The 20,003-nt window shown below is 62.7% G+C and carries 17 protein-coding genes, 1 tRNA gene and 2 pseudogenes; all 20 read left to right on the top strand.

Annotated features, from left to right (window positions below; all coding sequences use genetic code 11):
* Nucleotides 1-9 precede the first annotated feature (9 nt).
* The 20 genes and pseudogenes from nrfD to IPP90_18745 all read left to right on the top strand — a co-directional run bounded on the left by nrfD (nucleotide 10) and on the right by IPP90_18745 (nucleotide 19,959).
* Nucleotides 10-1,465 (top strand): annotated as a pseudogene (gene nrfD, locus IPP90_18840) (polysulfide reductase NrfD).
* Nucleotides 1,465-1,965, top strand: a complete 501-nt coding sequence (locus IPP90_18835) for a DUF3341 domain-containing protein (protein MBL0172720.1) — start codon at nucleotides 1,465-1,467, stop codon at nucleotides 1,963-1,965. The pseudogene nrfD and the gene IPP90_18835 overlap by 1 nt, the downstream one beginning before the upstream one ends.
* Nucleotides 1,955-2,737 carry a cytochrome c gene (locus tag IPP90_18830; GenBank protein MBL0172719.1) on the top strand — a complete coding sequence of 261 codons (783 nt, stop codon included), beginning with the start codon at nucleotides 1,955-1,957 and terminating at the stop codon, nucleotides 2,735-2,737. Before IPP90_18835 ends, IPP90_18830 begins: the two co-directional genes overlap by 11 nt.
* The gene (locus tag IPP90_18825) at nucleotides 2,734-4,062 is read left to right on the top strand and encodes a hypothetical protein (GenBank protein MBL0172718.1); all 1,329 of its coding nucleotides are present in this window, start codon (nucleotides 2,734-2,736) and stop codon (nucleotides 4,060-4,062) included. The genes IPP90_18830 and IPP90_18825 overlap by 4 nt, the downstream gene beginning before the upstream one ends.
* Nucleotides 4,063-4,108: 46 nt before the next feature.
* A tRNA-Ala gene (locus IPP90_18820) sits at nucleotides 4,109-4,181 on the top strand.
* Nucleotides 4,182-4,442: 261 nt separating this feature from the next.
* Nucleotides 4,443-5,606, top strand: a complete 1,164-nt coding sequence (locus IPP90_18815) for a hypothetical protein (GenBank protein MBL0172717.1) — start codon at nucleotides 4,443-4,445, stop codon at nucleotides 5,604-5,606.
* A 101-nt stretch (nucleotides 5,607-5,707) separates the two neighbouring features.
* A complete protein-coding gene (locus IPP90_18810) occupies nucleotides 5,708-6,187 on the top strand; it encodes a redoxin domain-containing protein (GenBank protein MBL0172716.1) in 480 nt (159 codons plus the stop codon).
* An 86-nt stretch (nucleotides 6,188-6,273) separates the two neighbouring features.
* The gene (locus tag IPP90_18805; protein ID MBL0172715.1) at nucleotides 6,274-7,635 is read left to right on the top strand and encodes a PAS domain-containing protein; all 1,362 of its coding nucleotides are present in this window, start codon (nucleotides 6,274-6,276) and stop codon (nucleotides 7,633-7,635) included.
* Nucleotides 7,632-9,026 carry a sigma-54-dependent Fis family transcriptional regulator gene (locus IPP90_18800; protein ID MBL0172714.1) on the top strand — a complete coding sequence of 465 codons (1,395 nt, stop codon included), beginning with the start codon at nucleotides 7,632-7,634 and terminating at the stop codon, nucleotides 9,024-9,026. Before IPP90_18805 ends, IPP90_18800 begins: the two co-directional genes overlap by 4 nt.
* A 33-nt stretch (nucleotides 9,027-9,059) precedes the next feature.
* Nucleotides 9,060-9,727 (top strand): annotated as a pseudogene (locus IPP90_18795) (response regulator transcription factor).
* An 18-nt stretch (nucleotides 9,728-9,745) separates the two neighbouring features.
* On the top strand, nucleotides 9,746-11,251 hold the full coding sequence (locus IPP90_18790) for a HAMP domain-containing histidine kinase (GenBank protein MBL0172713.1): 1,506 nt from the start codon (nucleotides 9,746-9,748) through the stop codon (nucleotides 11,249-11,251).
* Nucleotides 11,252-11,353: 102 nt separating this feature from the next.
* Nucleotides 11,354-12,058, top strand: coding sequence for an energy transducer TonB (locus IPP90_18785; GenBank protein MBL0172712.1), 705 nt, complete (start codon nucleotides 11,354-11,356; stop codon nucleotides 12,056-12,058).
* 146 nt (nucleotides 12,059-12,204) lie between these two features.
* Complete coding sequence (locus IPP90_18780; protein MBL0172711.1) at nucleotides 12,205-12,921, top strand: TonB family protein; 717 nt, start codon at nucleotides 12,205-12,207, stop codon at nucleotides 12,919-12,921.
* A gap of 39 nt (nucleotides 12,922-12,960) precedes the next feature.
* On the top strand, nucleotides 12,961-13,692 hold the full coding sequence (locus IPP90_18775; protein ID MBL0172710.1) for a MotA/TolQ/ExbB proton channel family protein: 732 nt from the start codon (nucleotides 12,961-12,963) through the stop codon (nucleotides 13,690-13,692).
* 91 nt (nucleotides 13,693-13,783) lie between these two features.
* Complete coding sequence (locus IPP90_18770) at nucleotides 13,784-14,251, top strand: biopolymer transporter ExbD (protein ID MBL0172709.1); 468 nt, start codon at nucleotides 13,784-13,786, stop codon at nucleotides 14,249-14,251.
* A gap of 1 nt (nucleotide 14,252) precedes the next feature.
* Entirely contained in the window at nucleotides 14,253-14,657 is a 405-nt protein-coding gene (locus IPP90_18765; protein MBL0172708.1) for a biopolymer transporter ExbD, read from the top strand.
* Between the two features lie 135 nt (nucleotides 14,658-14,792).
* A complete protein-coding gene (locus IPP90_18760) occupies nucleotides 14,793-15,656 on the top strand; it encodes an energy transducer TonB (GenBank protein ID MBL0172707.1) in 864 nt (287 codons plus the stop codon).
* 170 nt (nucleotides 15,657-15,826) lie between these two features.
* Nucleotides 15,827-17,335, top strand: coding sequence for an amino acid permease (locus IPP90_18755; protein MBL0172706.1), 1,509 nt, complete (start codon nucleotides 15,827-15,829; stop codon nucleotides 17,333-17,335).
* A gap of 13 nt (nucleotides 17,336-17,348) precedes the next feature.
* On the top strand, nucleotides 17,349-18,632 hold the full coding sequence (locus IPP90_18750; GenBank protein ID MBL0172705.1) for a cation:dicarboxylase symporter family transporter: 1,284 nt from the start codon (nucleotides 17,349-17,351) through the stop codon (nucleotides 18,630-18,632).
* A 13-nt stretch (nucleotides 18,633-18,645) separates the two neighbouring features.
* Nucleotides 18,646-19,959 (top strand): sterol desaturase family protein, encoded by a 1,314-nt coding sequence (locus tag IPP90_18745; GenBank protein ID MBL0172704.1) that lies wholly within the window; start codon nucleotides 18,646-18,648, stop codon nucleotides 19,957-19,959.
* Nucleotides 19,960-20,003 lie beyond the last annotated feature (44 nt).

Below are 20,003 nucleotides of genomic sequence, written 5' to 3'. Positions count from 1 at the left end.
GCATCGCGCATGGCAACCTCCGCAAAGCCGGTGCGTGAAGGCATTCGTGGGCCGAACATCGCGTCGGCCGACGTCCAGCTTCCCGCGGTCCGTGATTATGAACAGGTCGATCGCGAGATCATTGCGACCCTGGGTTTCACCAAGCAGTGGTTCTTCGGGCTGTCCATCGCCGTCCTCGGATTCCTGATCGGCGTCTCGGCCTGGCTGTACCAGATCTACTGGGGACTCGGACAGGCTGGCTACGAGCCGCCGGTGATGTGGGGGACGTACATCATCACGTTCGTCTTCTGGGTCGGTATCGGTCACGCGGGAACGCTCATTTCCGCCATCCTGTACCTGTTCCGCGCGGGATTCCGAACCTCGATCTATCGCGCGGCCGAAGCGATGACCGTGTTCGCCGTCATGACCGCCGGGTTGTTCCCGATCATCCACATTGGTCGCCCGTGGAAGTTCTTCTGGTTGGTGCCGTATCCCAACTGGCGCTTGCTGTTGCCCAACTTCAAGTCGCCGCTGGTATGGGACGTGTTTGCCATATCCACGTACCTCACCATTTCCACGACGTTCCTGTTCATCGGCTTGATCCCCGACATCGCGGCCATCCGCGACAAGGAAACCAACCCCACGCGCAAGCGGATTCTCAGCATCCTGTCGCTGGGCTGGCGCAACAGCGATCGTGAGTGGCGGCATTTCGCGAAGGCGTACCTGTTCCTGGCCGCCTTCAGCACACCGCTGGTGTTGTCCGTGCACTCGGTCGTTTCCTTCGACTTTGCCATGGCACTCACGCCGGGCTGGCATGCGTCCATCTTCCCGCCGTACTTCGTGGCCGGCGCCATTTTCTCCGGCTTCGCGATGGTGTGGACGATTGCGATCCCCATGCGGAAGTGGTTCAAGCTCGAGCACTACATCACGCTCAACCATCTTGACGCCACGGCCAAGGTCGTGCTGTTCACCTCGATGGTGGTGGGCTGCGCCTACATGATCGAGTTCTTCGTGGCGTGGTACAGCGGCGTCCGTGCCGAGCAGGAGTTCTTCTGGAATCGCGTATTCGGCCAGTGGTGGTGGGCGGCCTGGATCATGTTGCTGTGCAACATGGCGCTCCCCATGTCGCTGTGGTCGCAGAAGCTGCGCCGCAACCCGACCTGGCTGTTCGTGCTCAGTCTGTTCATCAATCTGGGCATGTGGTTCGGAGCGCTTTGTGATCGTGGTGCCGTCGCTGTCGCACGAATTCGAGCCGTGGCAGTGGGGCAGCTACCAGCCCAGTTGGATCGACATGTCGATCCTGGTTGGTTCGTTCGGCTGGTTCTTCATGTGGTTCCTGCTGTTCGTCAAGCAGTTGCCGATCATGGCGATTGCCGAACTCAAGGAGATCGTCGTGCCGCGCAACAAGTTTGCCCATGCGCATGGTATCGACACGTCCGGACATCACGATCCATACGGGACGGCAACGCCCGGGGAGCACGACTGATGCAAGGCGTTCTCGGTGCCTTTCGGGAACTCGATACGGCCGTCGCGGCCATCGAAGACCTCAAGAAGAAGCGAATCGGCGATGTCACGGTGTACTCGCCGACCATTCGTCATGAAATCGACCACGCCATCGACGGCCCCAACAGCGTGGTGCGTCGCTTCACACTGATTGGCGGGTTGCTCGGCGTCAGCTTCGGTTACTGGATCGCCATCTGGAGTTCGGAGTACTGGCCGCTGGTCACCGGCGGCAAGGCGATCGCGTCGTGGATTCCCTACACGATCATCGGCTTCGAGGTGATGGTGCTGGTCGGCGCCCTGTCCACGGTGGCCGGCATGTTCATCAACTCGCGCATTCCGCGCCTGACGACCACCACCGGATATGACGTGCGCTTTTCGGCTGGACACTTTGGCATCTTCATCGCCTGTGATACGGCAAGAGCCGGACAGGCCGAAGCGCTGTTGCGTCAGCATGGCGCGGTGGAGGTGCGACGTGAAGACTGAGTCCACCCCTATCGTGGAAATGGCGACGCGTGTGATGCGCGTCGCGGCGATTGCCATGTTGCCGATCGCGTTTGGTGCCTGCACCTGGTTCACCGACTTCAAACGTCAGCCGGCCATTGAGCCGTGGGAGCCGGTATCGCAGAACGTCAGCGACACCACCACGCCGCCGCGCGGGCAGCCGAAGTACAGCGTGCCGATGCAGGGGACGTCGGGGACGGCCTACGGGATTTCATACTCGGCGCTCCCGGTGACGACGGATTCGTTCGCGGCAATCCCCAGTCCCTTCGCGGCCGATGCGCGGTCGTTGGCCAACGGCCGACTGGAGTATCAGATCAATTGCGCGGTGTGCCACGGATATGCCGGAGATGCCAACGGGGGTCTCAAGCGCGTCAACGCTGGCTACGCGTTTGCGCCCAGCCTCCTCACGGACCTCGCGAAGACGAGAACGGTGGGATACATCTACGGCATCATTCGGAATGGTCGTGGCGTCATGCCCACCTACAACCGCGTTGAAGAAGCGGACCGGTGGGACGTTGCCAACTACGTGAAGGCGCTGCAGGCCGGTACCGCAGATACCACGATGGCCGGCATGCCCGGCGAGAACGGAACCACGGTGCCCGGCCCGTCGCAGACCGCTCCCACGGTGCCGTCGCGGTTTGCGCACCCCACGGTGGTGCCCACACGTGGCTCGTTGAACATCAACTCGGCCACCTTCAAGGGCGCGGAAATTAAAGCCCCTGAAGGCGCGGCGAGCAAGGAGAAGCCGGAGTGAGTCAGCACTATCACTACCCGACGCGCGAGGAATTCGCGCGACGCCTGGTCAACAAGCCGTTCCCCAAGGGGCTCAAGACGCTCTTCGCGGTGCTGGCGCTGATCGGGTTGGTCACCTTCCTGGGCGGTGTCTTCACCGGTCAGGAGCGCGCGTGGCATGCGTTGCACTTCAACTGGCTCTACTTCACCGTCATCAGCACGGCTGGCACGGCGTTCGCGGCTGTGCAGCGCATCGTCACGGGACGCTGGTCGCGACCCATCGTGCGCTTCGCCGAGGGCTTCGTGGCGTTCGTGCCCGTTGCGTTCGTGATTCTGCTGGTGATCCTCCTGTTCGGTAAAGAGCACATCTTCACCTGGGCCGGCCGGGAAGCCATCACGGTGCAGGAGAAGGCCACCTATCTGGCACCTGGTTTCTTCCTCGCCCGCGGCATCCTGATTTTCGGCCTGATCACGGTGCTGCAGCTGTGGTTTGTCTGGAACTCGGTGCGGCTGGACGTGGCGGTCATGCCGGAATACGGCGCCAAGTGGGCGGCGGGGCTGCGGGCCAAAATGCGGGCCGGCTTTGGTGATGAGCGCCGCGAGCTGCACTCGCAACACTCGCTGCAGGGCAAGGTGGCCATCGCCGTGTGCATGACCTTCGTGCTGGGATGGTGCGTGATGGCGTGGGACTACTCCATGACCCTGTCACTGCACTTCCAGCAGACCATGTACGCCTGGATTGTGTTCATGGGCGGGTGGGTGAACATGATCATGGCGGTGGCGCTGCTGGGCATGTGGTGGCGCAACCACCTCGGCATGAAGGACCTGGTCACCATCGACCACTTCTGGGATCTGGGCAAGTTGGGCTTCGCGTTCACAGCGTTCTTCGGTTACATCAGCTTCAGCCAGTATCTGGTGATCTGGTACGGCAACATGCCCGAAGAAACGTTCTTCTATCGCCTGCGACTGATGGGCGTGTGGAAGCCGGTGACGGCGCTCATCCCGATTTTTGGCTTCGTGCTGCCGTTCTTTGGCCTGATCTCGAAGGCGGCCAAGGTGTACCTGCCCACGTTCGTGGTGTTCGCCATCTGCAGCCTGATTGGCGTCTACCTGCATAGCTACATCGAGGTGTATCCGTCCATCTACGGCGAGGCCGCCAGCCTTCCCTACGGCATCTGGGAGGTCGGCATCACGCTGGGCTACCTGGGCGTGTGGGGACTGTGTTACGCCGCCTTCATGGATGCCTTCCCGGTCATGCGTGTGTTCATGATGACCTCACCGTTCCGGGACGAAGTGCAGGTGCCGGTGGATGCCCGCACCATGGAGCCGCTGCCGGCGCACGAGTAGATTGGTGGTATCGGCACGACGATCCCGGTCGTCGTGCCGCAGTGACGGGGCGTTAGCTCAGCTGGGAGAGCACCGCCTTTGCAAGGCGGGGGTCGTCGGTTCGATCCCGACACGCTCCACTCGATTTGCCTGTTTGGGGAAACGGAGAACCAATAGCGGGCCACCAAGAATTTTGGTGGCCCGCTTTCGGTCTCAGCCCGTGCCGTCTCGGCCGCCTTCCTCATGTCCTCGCGGTGTCGGGGACCACGCCATATACTCGACCCGGCCCCGGCTGGAAGTGCTACCCGCACGATCAACCGTGGCCGCTCGGCGCACCGGCGCGTGCGCTTGGCCGGTTCTCCGACGGCGTGCGTGCATTTCCCACTCGAGGAGGCATGAAAATGTGGCGTGCAAGCTCTGAGGCGGTCGCCCTGCTTCTGGCCATCGGCGCCACCGCATCCATCGCGCACGCTCAGGCGCCGAAATCTCGGGACAGCGCCGGCGTGCGGATTGTCGAGAATTCAGCGCGGGCCACGGCACGGGTGCTGTACACGCTCGGCCCTGTGGCGCGATTCGACGTGGGGGGGCTTGAACAGAATCCGGATATGGAGTTCAACCCGAACCAAGGGTACCTGCGAGGCGCGTGGCTCTCGAATCAGGGTCTGGCGGTGATCGACGAGGTTCGAGTGCACGTATTTGACAGCAAAGGCAAACGACTGACGATCGCGGGGAGGAAGGGGAAGGGGCCGGAGGAGTTCACATACATCACGTCGATTTGTCGTACGCGTTGCGACACGCTTGTCGTGAACGATGCCAATAGCCGTCGCGTGGCCGTTCTCACCGGAGCCGGTTCAGCGGTGCGCACCTTTCCCCAGGACTCGCTGGGTTCGCCTCCGTTCAGCGGGTGCTTCGATGACGGAACCGTGGTGTTGAACAAGTCGCTCAACAGCGCGCCCGGAATGCCGGCCACCATGCGATTGACAAGGGTGCGCGTAGATGGCACGCCGGTGAATCGGATTGGCGATTTCGATGCTGGAACGTTCGACATGGTGACGCAGAGCGCTCCTACGGTGGTCGTATCTGGTCAACGCATGTACTGGGGCGATCCGCGAACCAGCGAAGTGCGCGTCTTCAGTGCCACGGGGAAGTTGTTGAGCATCGTCCGGAGCGCCGACGTGGGCGCCGCCATTTCGAGTAGCGAGGTCGAACAGCGATTCCGTTCGACGATACCACGCAACACGCCGGAGTCAGAAGTAACGAAACGCCTCGACCGGATGCGCAGTCTCCCTCACGCCACTCATTGGCCGACGTATCGGGATATTCAGGTGGATCCGGCCGGACAGCTTTGGATCCAGGACTACGCGACGACCTACCCGTCGGCCGACGGTTGGACCCTGTTTGATGCAAAGGGCACCTTGGTCGGCCGTCTGGTAATTCCCGCTCCGAAAGAGGGTGAGCGCCCGCTCCAGATCATCAGCTTTGGCAGCAACGAGATCTTCGTGAGACAGAGCGATGCCGACGGCGCCGCGCACCTCAGGGTGTATCCACTTGTCATGAGGCGGTAACGCGCGCTCAAATCAGGCGGACTGTCGGCCATGCTCTATATTGTTGAAACTTCGCGACGGCTCGGTCCGAGAGCGTCAGAAACCATTACTCCCGCGACGACATGACAACGGCAGCCATCAACCCAATCAGAGTCGGCGATATCGCGCCAGATTTCAACTTGTGGTCAACCGCCGGAATAAATGTGACATTGTCCAGTTTTCGCGGACAGTCGCTGGTGCTGGTGGCATTCTTTCCATTGGCGTTCACCAGTACCTGTACCGCGGAACTGTGCGGGTTCAGCGAAGACTTCGATGTCTTTGGCGCCGAAGGCGTGGAAGTCCTTCCAATCAGTGTAGATGCGGTCCCATCCCTCAAGGAGTTTCGCAACAAGTATGACATGAAAGTGCACCTCTTGTCTGACTTCAGGCGTGCGGCATCTCGAGGCTTTGGTGTGATGCGTGAAGACACCCTCGTCGCCGTGCGTTCATACTTCCTGATTGACCAGGCAGGCGTGGTGCGATGGGCACATGTCGAGGAGAAAAGCGGTCAGAAGCGCGAGAACTCCGAGATTCATGCCGCGATCAAAGCGGTCACTGGCTGACGGAAAGTGCAGACGCTGATCGGTCAGCTTGCCCGATCAGCGACCGGGTCCTACTTTCCGTTTGTGACCCGGTCTCGTGTATCCCGATGAAGTCCGATTCGACCCTCGCCGAGCTCGCCGCACTCTTGGGCGAAACGTCGGCGTCGTCCACGCCCGAATCGCTGCGGCTGGTCTCGGACAAATTGCGAGGCCGTCTTGAGGTTCTCACGCCTGACGAGCGCGCAGTTTCTGCCGTGTGCGCTGACCTGCTGGCGCTGGTGGCCGCCCGCACCGACCAACTGCGGGTGCTGGAAGCCGAGCTTCATGCGCGGGTAAATGAAGTGGCCAGCCAGCGGACCTTCATCGAATGCGTCGTCGACTCGCTGCCGTTCGGCCTGTATGTGGTCGATCGCGAGTACCGCATCCATGCCTGGAATCACAAGCGCGAGACCGGTCTCCAGGGTGTGGCTCGTACCGACGCCATTGGCCGGACGATCTTCGAGGTCCTGCATCGCCAGCCGGCCTCGCTGCTCAAGCGCGAGTTTGACGAGGTGTTCGCCACCGGGCGCCTGCAGCAGTTCCAAATGGAAAGTGACGCCTTTGGCGACACCCGGACGTTCCGGATTTCCAAGATCCCCATGAGCGTCGATGGTGAGGCCGTCAGCCATGTGATCACCGTGGGGGAGGATATCACGGATTGGCGCGCGGCTATAGACCGCACGGCGCAATCGGAGAAGCTGGCGGCCCTTGGGCAGCTGGCGGCTGGGGTCATGCACGAGATCAACAATCCGCTGGCCACTATCGCGGCCTGTGGCGAGTCGCTGTCCCTGCACGCCGAGTTGGCGGCCGCGCTGCCGCCCGGCGCACCGGTGCCAGGGGCCAACCCCACCGAGATGCTGCGGATCATTGACCTGGAAGTGCATCGCTGCAAGCGCATCGTGAACGGGCTGCTGGACTTTGCGCGACCCAAGCCCGCCCAGCGCGAAACGCTGGACCTCAATGCCGTGGTGCGGCAGGGGCTCTTCCTGCTGCAGCACCATCCGCGATACAAGCGGGTGAAGATGGTCACGGAAATCGAGGAGTCGCGCCCGTTGTTGGTGGCCGGCGATGCCGATCAATTGGTGCAGGTGCTCATCGCCCTGGCGATGAATGCCCTGGACGCGACACCGGAGGGCGCGAAGATCATCATTCGCACCACCACGTTGCGTGGCGAAACCGGGGTGCCCAGTGTCGCGCTCGAGGTGGCCGATGAGGGCCCCGGCATCCCGCGGGCGTTGCAGTCCAAGGTGTTTGAACCGTTCTTCACCACCAAGCCACAGGGGCAGGGAACGGGACTCGGATTGGCCATCTGTTACGGCATCGTTATGGACCACGCGGGCCAGCTTGAGCTCGTGAGTGGCGAAGGGCATGGCGCCACATTTCGGGTGCTGCTGCCGGAAGTGACGCTGCTGAGTGGTGCCGTCGCATGACGATTCCGCAGACTCCGGCGCGCGGCGCGGAAAGTCTTTCGCCAATTCGGGTGTTGCTGGCCGAAGACGAGACGCACCTCGGGACGATTCTCGAGCAATACCTGACGGCGCGTGGCTTCGCGGTGACGATCGTGCGCAACGGACGCGACGCCCTCGACCGTCTGCGCGCGGAAACATTTGATGTGGCGCTGCTGGACATCGTGATGCCCGAACTTGACGGGTTGGAAGTCCTGCGCCAGGTCCGCGAAGAACCGTTGCCCCCGGAGATCATCGTCATCACCGGGAACGGCACCATTGAGACGGCCATCGCGGCACTCAAGCTGGGAGCGTACGACTTTCTGTCCAAACCATACCGCATGGCGGAAATCGATGCGCTGGTGCGACGGGCGTGGGAAAAGCGTATGCTCACGCGCGACAATCATGTGCTGCAGTCCCGGCTTCGCCGTTCCACTGGCGCGCCGCGCTTCGTTACTCAGTATGCGCCATTGGTGGCGGTGCTCTCGCTGATTGAGCGTGTGGCGCCGAGCGCTTCACCCGTACTCATCAGCGGAGAGTCGGGGACGGGCAAGGATCTTGTCGCCCGTTTGCTGCATGAACATGGCGGGCGCCCCGACGGACCGTTCATCGATCTCAATTGTGCCGCGCTGGCAGAGCCGCTGCTGGAGACGGAATTGTTTGGCGTCGAGAAGGGTGCGTTCCCCGGAGCGGATCAGCGCAAGCTGGGGCTCATCGAGTTGGCCGCAGGTGGAACGCTGTATCTGGACAACGTCGGCGATCTTGATCTCAAGTTGCAGGGCAAGTTGGTACGCGCGCTCGAGACCGGCGCGTTTTACCGCGTGGGCGGGACGCAGAAGGTCGAAGTGCAGGTGCGTATTGTCGCCTCCACCACGCGTGATCTGTCGCGCATGGCGGCGGCTGGCGGATTTCGTGACGACTTGCTGCATCGCATCAACACGATTCGTGTGGCGCTTCCGCCATTGCGCGAACGCCTGACGGATGTGCCGCTGCTGGCCGAACATTTCCTCTCGCAGTTCGGGAGTGGTGCGCCACCGCTGATCACCCCCGATGCCCTGTCGGTGCTGGAGCGCTATCGATGGCCGGGGAATGTGCGTGAGTTGCGCAACGTGATTGAACGCGCGGTTCTGCTTACCACGGACGGCAGCATTCGGGCGTCGGATCTGCCATTGGGGACCGATGTGGGCGCCGCCGGCCGAGCCACACCCACGGCCATGGTCACGCTCGAGGAACTCGAGCGCCGGCATATCGGCGACGTCCTTGAACGGACGCAGTGGCATCAGGGGCGCGCGGCCGCTCTGTTGGGTATTTCCCCCAAGACACTGTATCGGAAGATCCGGGAATTCGGCTTCCACCGGCCATCGGGCCGCACCTGACATGAACGACCCCACACGGGCACAGGTCCATTCGTGAAAATTCTGGTCATTGAAGACGACCCGACCGTGGGCGAGTTCGTGCGCCGCGGGCTCGAGGAGCAGCGCTGGCATGCAGACCTCGTGGCCAATGGCATCGATGGGGAGCGCATGGCACTGTCGCAGCCATATGACCTCATCATCCTGGACATGCGTTTACCCGGGCGCAATGGACTTGACGTGCTGCGTACGCCGGCGCACGCGGACTGGAACGACCGGTGCTGGTGCTCACCGCGCAGGATGCGGTGGACGCGAAGGTGGAGACGTTGCGCGCCGGCGCCGACGACTATGTCACCAAGCCGTTCGCCTTTGAGGAATTGCTGGCGCGCGCCGAAGCGTTGCTGCGTCGCCCGCGCGCCTTGGCGTCACCGCAATTGCGGGTGGGCGATCTGGGGCTTGATCAGGGCACGCGCGAAGTGCGCCGGGGCGAGGAACTCATCGAGCTCACGCCCAAGGAGTTTGCGGTCCTTGAGTATCTGATGCGACACGCGGGACGGGTGATGAGCCGCACGCTGATTACCGAATACGCGTGGGGCTATCACTTCGATCCCGGCACCAACATCGTGGACGTCGTGATCAACCACCTGCGCAAGAAGATCGACGCCAATCACGAGAAGAAGCTGATCACCACGGTGCGTGGGGTTGGCTACATGGTTCGCGCGTAGGTCGGGAGCGACCCGCCGGTGTGGTCCATCAGAGGTCGGCTGACGTCGGCGTATGCCGCGGCCATGATGGCCACGCTGGTGCTGTATTCGCTGACGTTGTTGTCGGTGCGACGAACCACGCTGATGAATGCGCTGCACCAGCGCGTGGCGGCGGAAGCCGACCAGGTGGTGCGTGCGGTGAGCCTGGCGCGTTCGAGCGGCATGGAAGCCGTCATCGCGGAAGACGATCCCTTGGCCGTGCGACGGGTCTCGATTCGCATGACGCTGTTCCTGTCGCTGCTGGAAGGCTACGTGCTGGTACAGGACAGCTCGGGGTACGACATCTACGCCTCGCCGTCGGTCCAGTCGCTCTCCGTCGAAGGGCGCGAAACGTTCAGCCGGGCGGCGCGCAACGACGTGCCCAACGGCACGACGCGACTGGTCGTGACGCGCGATGATGATGTGCTGCTGGCGGCGCGGGAGGCGCCCCTGGGCAAGGACTCGCACTATCGCGTGTTCGCGGGACTCAGCACCTCCAGCGTCAGCTACACGCCGCGCGATCTGGTGTCGACGATGCTGGTGATCGCGCCGCTGTTGCTGGGCGTCTCGCTCACCTTCGCCTATATCATCGCCGGCCGCTCGTTCCGGCCCATCGATCGACTGGTCGATCAGGCCGAGGCCATCAGTGATGGCCGCTCACTGCATCGTCGTCTCAATATCGGGGCCGCCGGACAGGAGCTCGCGCGACTGGCCGGCACCCTCAACGAAATGATCGGGCGCCTGGAAACCACCTTCGGCGCGCTGCGGCGGTTCACCGCCGATGCCAGTCACGAACTGAAGACACCGCTGGCCGTCATGCGCGTGGACGTGGAGCGCGCCATGTCGTCAACGGCCAGTGCCAACGACAAGGCGATCGCACTGGAGGAAGCGCTTGAGCAGGTGACGCGCATGGCCGACCTGGTGGATTCACTGCTGACCCTGGCGCGCGCCGACGAAGGCCGATTCGACTTGTTTCGCGAACCCGTACCGCTGGCGCCCGTGGTGCGAGAGGTCGTGGAGACGGCGCGGTTGCTGGGGGAGGACGCCGAGCTCGAAATTGATGCGCCGCACATCGAGGAGGCCGAAGTCCTTGGTGACCTCACGCGCCTGCGGCAGCTGATGCTGAACCTGGTGACCAACGCCATCAAGTACACGCCGCGTGGCGGTCACGTGACCATCGCGCTGATACGCGGCGAGGAAGTGGTCAGTCTCACGGTGGAAGATACGGGGATCGGCATCGCAGCCGCAGATCTGCCCTACGTGTTCGAACGATTCTGGCGCGCTGATCGCGTCCGCTCTCGCGCGTCGGAACGAGGGGGATTCGGACTGGGCCTCGCGATTTGCCAGTGGATTGCGCAAGCGCACGGCGGCCAGCTCACGGTGCAATCGCGACTCGGACGCGGCAGCACATTCACGGTGACGTTGCCGCTGGCGGGTGCGCCCGGCTCCGGCATGACTGGCGAGTACCCGGCGACGATGCCGGACGAGAGCATCGAATCGTCATGACGCCTTCATCGTTTATTCAGCACGTCGACATCGAGTGTTAATGCGTCAATCGTAGGCTGAGAACAGGACACGTCGCATCGGTCACCCGCACCGGAGGATGTCATGTTCCAGCTCCTGCTCGAATCCAATGCCGCATCGACCCCACGCGTCGGCGGATCGCTCGTCTCGACCATTGGGCATGTCGCGCTGGTGGCGGCGGCTGTGGCGCTGACGGCCTCGCCGCCCGAACGCATCGCACCGCCCGAAGAGCACCCGCTCACCTGGGTGCCCATCCCACCGCCGCCTGTGCTGCCATCTCCGCCGATCGATCGGGTATTCCAGAATACTTCGTCGTCACCCTCGGCCTATGGCACGCCCAGCCTGACGACCGTCATCGATATTCCGATTGGACTTCCCGCCATCGACCTGAACGGCCCTGCGACGCAATCGACCGACTTTTCAGGCGGGCCGCGCGGGATGCCAGACGGTAGCGGACACAGCAACGCCATCGGCTCCGGTGAGGCGGGAACCTATTCGGCCGAACAGGTTGAAAAGCCGGTGGTGCTGCGTCCGGGCGCGCGTGTTCCGGTCTATCCGGACGTGCTGCGTTCGATGGGTCTCTCCGGCACGGTGGTGGTCGAATTTGTCGTCGACACACTGGGACGCGTTGAACCGACCTCGCTGCAGACCCTCCAGGCTGACCACGATCTCTTTTCGGTCGCCGTCGGTCGGGTGGTGCCCACCCTCCGTTTTATCCCGGCAGAAGTGTCGGGGCGCAAGGTCCGGCAACGGGTGCGGCTGCCATTCCGCTTCGACCTGCATTCCTGACGAGGGAATACTCACCACGGATTAATCCGATCCTAATGTTCTTTCCATTGCTGGATCATGTCAGCGGCGTAGAATCGCCAAGTCGGTTCGCCGGGGACCCACCCGGCAACTGCACGTGGTCGTAACTCGTACACGGGACAAGCGAGATGTTCAACAACCTGCTTGAATCGAAGGCGAAGAAGCAGAAGCGCTTAGGTGGGACTACGACGTCGATTGTGGCACACGCCGTAGTGATCACTGCCCTTGTCATTGTCACGGCGAATGCCGGGATCAAGAATGACAAGGTCAAGGAAGAGAAGGTGGACTTTGTCGAGGTCAAAAAGGACGAGCCCAAGCCGCCCGAGCCCGAGAAGCCACCCCCACCACCAGACGCTGTCGTCGCGCCGCCGCCGCCGAAGGGATTTCAGGTGCTGTCGGCACCCGTAGAGATCCCCAACGTGATTCCGGATATCGACTTGTCGAAGAAGGTGACCGACGAGGCCGACTTTTCGGGTAAGGGCGTCGCGGGTGGTGTTGCCAAAGGTGTCGAAGGTGGCAAGGGACCGGTTCCCCAGGGTGATCAACCCTACTTCGACTTCCAGGTGGAAAAGCCGGTCGTGATGGCGCCAGGCACACAAGGGCCGGCCTATCCCGACATGCTACGCTCAGCCGGTATCGAAGGGCAGGTGCTCGCACAGTTCGTCGTTGACACAACCGGTCGGGCCGAGATGAGCAGCTTCAAGCCGCTCAAGTCGGACAACGACCTGTTCACCAACGCTGTGAAGAACGCGCTGCAGCGCATGCGCTTCCTGCCGGCCGAAGTCGGTGGCCGTAAGGTGAAGCAATTGGTGCAGCAGCCGTTCCAGTTCTCGTTGAACCGCTAGTTCTCGTTTTCTTCTTCCCGTTTTTCGGAGACCTGCGTCATGAACATGTCGATGATGGAGCTGTACCAGTCGATGGGTTGGTTCGCCAAGGGTATCGTGTTCACCCTGCTGGGCATGTCGGCCTTCTCGTTTACCGTGCTGTTCTCGAAGTGGTGGGCCATGCGCAAGGCGCAGGTCGAGACGCGCAAGTTTGCGCCCGAGTTCTCGCAGTTCCTGGAAGAAGACAATCTCGGCGAAGCGATCAAGCTGGCCGAAGGCTATAAGAAGTCGCACGTGGCGCGCGTGCTCGGTGGTGCGCTGTCCGAAATCCGCCCGCTCATTCAGGATGGCTCGGTGACGGTGGCCGACATCAACTCGGCCGAACGTGCGGTCGAACGTGAAATGCTGATGACGATCGTCGATCTCAAGCGCGGCCTGGGCGTTCTCGCGACGGTGGGTGCCACCTCGCCGTTCGTGGGTCTGCTGGGCACCACGATGGGCATCGTGAACTCGTTCACCGGTATGGCCACGTCGGGCGCCGGCGGTATCTCCGCCATTGCGGCCGGTGTCGCCGAGGCCCTCATCACGACGGCTATCGGTATCGGTGTCGCCATTCCCGCCGTGTGGGCGTTCAACTACTTCCAGACGAAGATCGACAATCTGACGGCCGAGATGACGTACACGTCGAAGGAAATGATCGACTATCTCATCAAGGGTGTCTCGGGTGAGTTCGGCCGCTCGCGCTTCACGCGTGAGTTCAACACGGCCAGCGGCCAGGCGATCTCGCAGTAATCGTCGGTCCAGCTACGCACGAACGAAACGGCCGGATGCTGGCGCCCCGATGGGGGCGCCGGCCTGACGGCTTCTCACAAGGAGTGGCGCGATGGGAATGAGCGTTGGCGGCGGGGGCGGCGTAAAGGCCGAACCAAACGTCACCCCCATGATCGACGTCATGCTCGTGCTGCTGATCATCTTCATGATCACCATTCCGCAGATCAACGCGGGATTCAAGGCGGTCCCGCCGGAAGGGCAGAATCTCAAGCCTCATCCGGAAGAAGATGGTGATCAGGTGCTCGGCATTGACGATCAGGGACGGTATTACCTGAACAAGAAACCGATCCGCAACGAGGATGCCCCGGCGCTGGTCGGGGAGATTTTCCTCAAGGAGCGTCCGGACTACATCATGTACATCAAGGCCCATAAGGACCTGGAGTACCTGAAGGTCATCAACGCGCTCGACATGCTCTCACGGAATGGTGTCCGCGTGGCGGCACTGATCACGGACCAGACGCCGAATACCGAATCGCTGATCGAGAGCGACAAGATTCTCGGCTCCAAGAAGGAGGACTAGCATGAGCATGTCGACGGGTGGTGGAGGCAGCAATCTCAACAACGACATGAACGTCACGCCGATGATCGACGTGCTCCTGGTGTTGCTCATCATCTTCATGATGATCATCCCCATGAGCCGAAAGGCGCTTGACACCCAGTTGCCGGACCCGACGCCGCAGCCGAATTCGGTGCCAAACCCGGATCAGATTGTGCTGGAAGTCCTCCCGGACAACAAGTTTGCGATCAACAAGGAACCGATCGAGAAGGCGCAGCTGTTCACCAAGCTGAAGTCCATTTACGATCCGCGTCCCGAGAAGATCATTTTCGTGAAGGGCGATACGACGGTGAAGTACTCCAGTGTCATCTGGGCGATGGATCAGGCCCGCGGCGCTGGCGTGAAGGTGATCGGCGTTCCACCGAAATGACCTGACCACTCGACGCCCGCGTGGCCCTTTTGGGGCGCACGCGGGTATCGAGTACGGGTTCGGCGTGTCGGTTTGCCGGACGGCGGACGAACCCCAGGGGGCTCGTCCGCCGTAGTAGTTTTCAGGAACCACCCGTTGCCAATGGACCCAGAAACGCCCTACACACCCATTCCGTTTAACGCGCCGCCGCCGCAGCCAGCACCTGGCGAGCGCGGGCGCTATCGGCCGCCCATCGGCATTCCGGTATCCAAGGGACGCCGCATCGGCGGCATGCTGGTTTCGATCGCCATGCACATCCTGGTGATCCTGCTGCTGATTGTCCCCTTCACGTCGCCTGAGTTGATTCGCGAAGTCATGGGCGCGGGTGGTCCCGGTCCGGCGGGCGGCGGCGGCGGTGGAAATCGTGGCACGGGTGGCCAGCCCAAGTCCGAGCGTCTGCAGTACGTACGGGTCGCGCCGGCACCAGCCCCTCAGGTGCTGCCCCCACTGGTGAAGCCTCCGGAAGTCAAACCCATTGTGCCGCCGCCGGTGGTGCCGCCACCCACGCCTCAGGCCAAGCCGACCGCTCCGACAACGCCGGCCGCTGATGCCGCCGAAGTGAAGTCGGCCGTGGCGGGCAGCGGCGGAGGTTCCGGTACTGATGGCAGCGCAGGGTCCGGTCCCGGCAGCGGGGGGGGCATTGGAGCCGGTGTAGGAACGGGGCGGGGCAGTTCCGTGGGGCCCGGCACGGGTGGTGGACCAGGCACCATCTATCCGCCCGCGCCGATCGAGCTATTCCTGCCGCCTATGCCCATCCCCGGAAAGGCCAAAGGGGAAGTGGTGGTGCAATTCGATGTCGATTCCACCGGGAGGGTGCTGGACATCCAGTTTACGCCCACCAAAGACGGCAATTACAATCGGAAACTCAGTGAAGCGTTCCGGTCGGTCCGCTTTCGGCCGGCGACCAATGGATTGGGTGTGCCCGTACGCGCCAAGTACGAAGTCGTCTACTCGCTCTGACGCGCTAGACTGAGATTCACTCTGGCTCGGCCTCGCGCCAGTCAGTAGCTTCACCGAGCTTTCGCCTGCCTGCGCCTCGACGACGCTCTTGCCTGTCGTCAACCACCCAGATCACTGCCACTCAGTCTGCCGCGTCGCGGTAGCGCCCTGACACGTACACCAGGAGCATCATGGGACTGTTCGACCGGAAGCCGATTGCCGCCGCCGACGAGGGTGGCCACGGCATGCGCCGCACGTTGGGCGCGGGTGATCTCATCATGCTGGCCATCGGTGCCGTTATCGGCGCCGGAATCTTTTCGTCGCTGGGAACGGCCGCGGCCGGCGAAGTACTCGCCGATGGCACGGTGGTGCGCTACGGCGCAGGGCCTGCGCTGGTCTTGTCGTTCCTGTTGCTTGGCGCCGTCTGTGGCCTGGCCGCACTCTGTTACGCCGAGCTGGCGTCGATGATTCCTCAGGCGGGCAGCGCGTATGCGTATTCCTATGCCACGCTGGGGGAAATTGTCGCGTGGATTGTCGGCTGGGCACTCATTCTGGAGTACGCGGTCGGCAACATTGCCGTCGCCATCGGATGGAGCGGCTACTTCGTGTCGGTCTTGTCCGGATTTGGGATCACCCTGCCGGGATGGCTCACTCACGGGTACTGGGCAGTGAAGGCCAGTGGTGATCCGGCGATGGTGTCGCTGCTGCAGAGTGCGCCGCGCGTGGCCGGAATTCCCATTCTCCTCAACCTCCCGGCGTTTGCGATTGTTGCCGCGGTCACCGTGCTGCTGCTGCAAGGGGTGAAGGAGAGCATGCGCATCAACAACATCATGGTGGTGATCAAGCTGCTGGTCCTGGCGCTGTTTGTCGGCGTGGGCGCCATGCACATCAACTCGGCGAACTACACGCCGTTCGCGCCGAACGGGTTTCGCGGCATTCACCAGGGTGCGGCCATTGTCTTCTTTGCGTACATCGGTTTTGACGCGATCTCAACCGCCGGTGAAGAAACCAAGAACCCGCAACGGAACCTGCCCATCGGCATTCTGGGCGGGCTCGCGATCTGCACGCTGATCTACATCGTGGTGGGCTTCGTGGCGACGGGATTGGTCCCCTACGAGCAGTTGCGTTCGAGTGACCCGTTGGCGCGTGCACTGGAACTCGCGGGCCTCTCCACCGCCAGCTGGATTGTGGCGGCCGGTGCGGTGGTGTCGATGACCGCCGTATTGCTGGTGTTTCAATACGGACAACCGCGCATCTTCTACGCGATGGCGCGCGATGGTCTGCTGCCGCGCTTCGCCGCCAAGCTGCATCGAAAGACGCGCACGCCGCACATCACGACCATCATCACCGGCGTCGCCGTCGCGGCCGGCTCGCTGGTGATGAACGACGCGTCCACGTACGACCTGACCAACATCGGGACTCTGGCGGCCTTTGCCGTGGTCTGCATTGGCGTGCTGGTCCTGCGTGTTCGCGAACCCCATCGGCCGCGCCCGTTTCGCGTGCCGTTCATCTGGGTGGTGTCGTTGCTGGGCGCGGGTTCCTGTGTCTTCGTCATGAAAGGACTCCCGGTCAGCGCGTGGATTGCGTTCGGGGTGTGGATGACGATTGGCCTGACCTGTTATTTCCTGTACGGCTACAAGCATTCGGTCCTTCGCAACCCCGGCGCAGCGCGGGACGTGCTGCCTCCACTCGATCACTGAGATCCCGTCACTGATGGCGCACACGTCTGCAGCGAACCCAACCCCCGCCAGTCGCGGCTTCCTGGGCATCGGATTCTCGCAATGGATCCTGATCTCCATGGTGGTCGGCATCCTGATCGGATGGCTGGCCCCGGACTTCGCACCGAATCTCAAGCCGTTCGCCAACATCTTCCTGCGCATGATCAAGTCGTTGATCGTGCCGCTGCTGTTTTCCACCCTGGTGGTCGGCATTGCCGGGCACGGCGACGACATGAAGAAGGTGGGCCGCCTGGCGCTGCGCTCCATCATCTACTTCGAGATCGTGACGACGGCGGCACTGGCGATCGGCCTGATTGCGGTCAACCTCGTCAAGCCAGGGGTTGGCGTGCAGCTTGGGACCACGGCTGGCACCGAAGAGTTCAAGGCGCTGGCCACCAAAACGCCGACCTTCAGTTCCGTGCTTGAGCACACGGTGCCGCAGAGTTTCTTTGAGGCAGCGGCCCAGAACGAAGTGCTGCAGATTGTGTTTTTCGCGATTCTGTTTGCGGTGGCATTGGCGCGCGTGGAAGGCCGGTCGAAAACGGTGATGCTGGATTGGTTGCAATCCCTCAGCGACGTGATGTTCAAGTTCGTCGGCATCGTGATGGCGTATGCGCCCATCGGTATCGGTGCCGCGATCGGCGTAACGGTCGGCAAGAGCGGACTGGGCGTGATGCTCAACCTCGCCAAGCTGGTTGGCACGCTCTATGTCTCGCTGATCGTGTTCGTGCTCTTTGTGCTGGTGCCGGTCGCCCTGATGTTCAAGATCCCCGTGCTGCGGTTCTGGCGAACGGTCAAGGAACCCTGGCTCATCGCGTTCTCCACCGCGTCCAGCGAAGCGGCGTTCCCGCAGGCGATGCAGGCGATGGAACGGTTCGGCGTGCCGCGCCGCATCGTGTCCTTCGTGCTGCCCACGGGCTACTCGTTCAATCTGGACGGCTCAACATTGTATTTGGCCATCGCGTCGGTGTTCGTGGCTCAGGCCGCCGGCATCGATATGCCGATCGGCAAGCAGTTGCTGATGATGCTCACCCTCATGCTCACGTCGAAGGGCGTGGCGGCCGTGCCACGCGCGTCGCTGGTGATCCTGTCGGGTGCCCTCACCCAGTTCGGACTGCCGCTGGAAGGCATCGCGGTCATCCTCGGTGTGGATGCCATCATGGACATGGCGCGCACATCGGTCAACCTGATGGGCAACTGCCTGGCAACCGCGGTCATGGCGCAGTGGGAAGGCGAGATGGGCGAGCCGACACCGGACGGGCAGGCGTTGCCTGCCTGATGGCGTAGGCACCGTGGGGATTATTCAGGCGTCCATTCCGTTGTTCTTCGTCCTTATCGGCGTGGAACTGGCGTTCGCCTGGCACCGGCATCGCCCATTGTATCGGCTCAACGATTCATTGTCCGATCTCTCGGCTGGTACCCTCAGTCAGATTGCCGGAATCTTCACGAAGGTGCTGCTGGTCGGCGCGTATGACTGGACGTTTGCCCATATACGTGTGCAGCGACTGGTCGCTGTTCCCGCGTGGCCGGATGGACCGCTCTACGCGCGCATCGATGGCGACATGCACTGGCACGCCACGGCCATCATCGGGTGGATCGCGACGTTTGTCGCCGTTGACCTGGCGTACTACTGGTTTCATCGCGTCTCGCATGAGGTCAACCTGTTCTGGGCGGGCCACGTGGTGCATCACTCCAGTGAGGAATACAACCTCGCCGTGGCGCTCCGGCAGACGGCGGTGGGCGGCCTGTTGTCGTGGGTGTTCTACGTGCCGCTCGCCCTGCTCGGCATCACGCTGACGCAGTTTGTCGCCTGCTACTCACTCAACCTGATCTACCAGTTCTGGATCCACACCAGGGCGGTGGATCGACTCCCGCGGTGGGCCGAAACGGTGCTCAACACGCCGTCGCACCACCGCGTGCACCACGGCGTGAATCCGGAGTATCAGGATCGCAACTATGCCGGTGTCCTGATCGTGTGGGATCGCTGGTTCGGCACGTTCACACCGGAACGTCAGGAACCGGTGTTTGGTCTCACCACCCCGTTGCGTAGCTGGAATCCGCTGTGGGCGCAGATCCACCAGTATGTGGCCATTGCGCGCAACGTTCGCCGCGCGGCGTCGTGGGGGGATCGGTGGCAGTACGTCTTCGCGTCGCCGGGATGGCGACCGGCCGCTGAGGGCGGTCCGGTGGTGATTCCACCGGTATCGTCTTCCACGTTTCTCAAGTTCGACCCGGCCGTCTCCACTGCGCTGGCATACTACGCACTGGTGCATTTCGCATTCGCGGTGCCGCCCGCACTGCTGCTGCTCTCCAACGCGGACAGGCTGTCGCCCTCGGCGCTGGCCGCCGGGAGTTTCTATGTCGCGTTGACGCTCACCAACGTCGGCGGCGTGCTGGAAGGACGTCGCTGGGCGTTGGCCACCGAACAGGCACGCTTGCTGTCACTGAGCGCTGCCGCCGTGGCGATGCGCCTGCTGGGCATGCTGGACGCATGGATGGCGGCCAGCGCGTTCGCCATCGGCGCGGTCTCCCTGTTGGTGCTCTGGCGCTGGCGCGCGCAGTTCACGATGCCCAGTGATGAGCGGATGGACGTCGGGTATCGCTAAGCGGACGCGCTGAGGCGTACGCCCGTCGGACGGGCATACGCCAG

Source organism: Gemmatimonadaceae bacterium (assembly GCA_016720905.1).
Classification (GTDB): Bacteria; Gemmatimonadota; Gemmatimonadetes; order Gemmatimonadales; family Gemmatimonadaceae; genus Gemmatimonas.
This window is presented reverse-complemented; position numbering and strand designations above follow the sequence as displayed.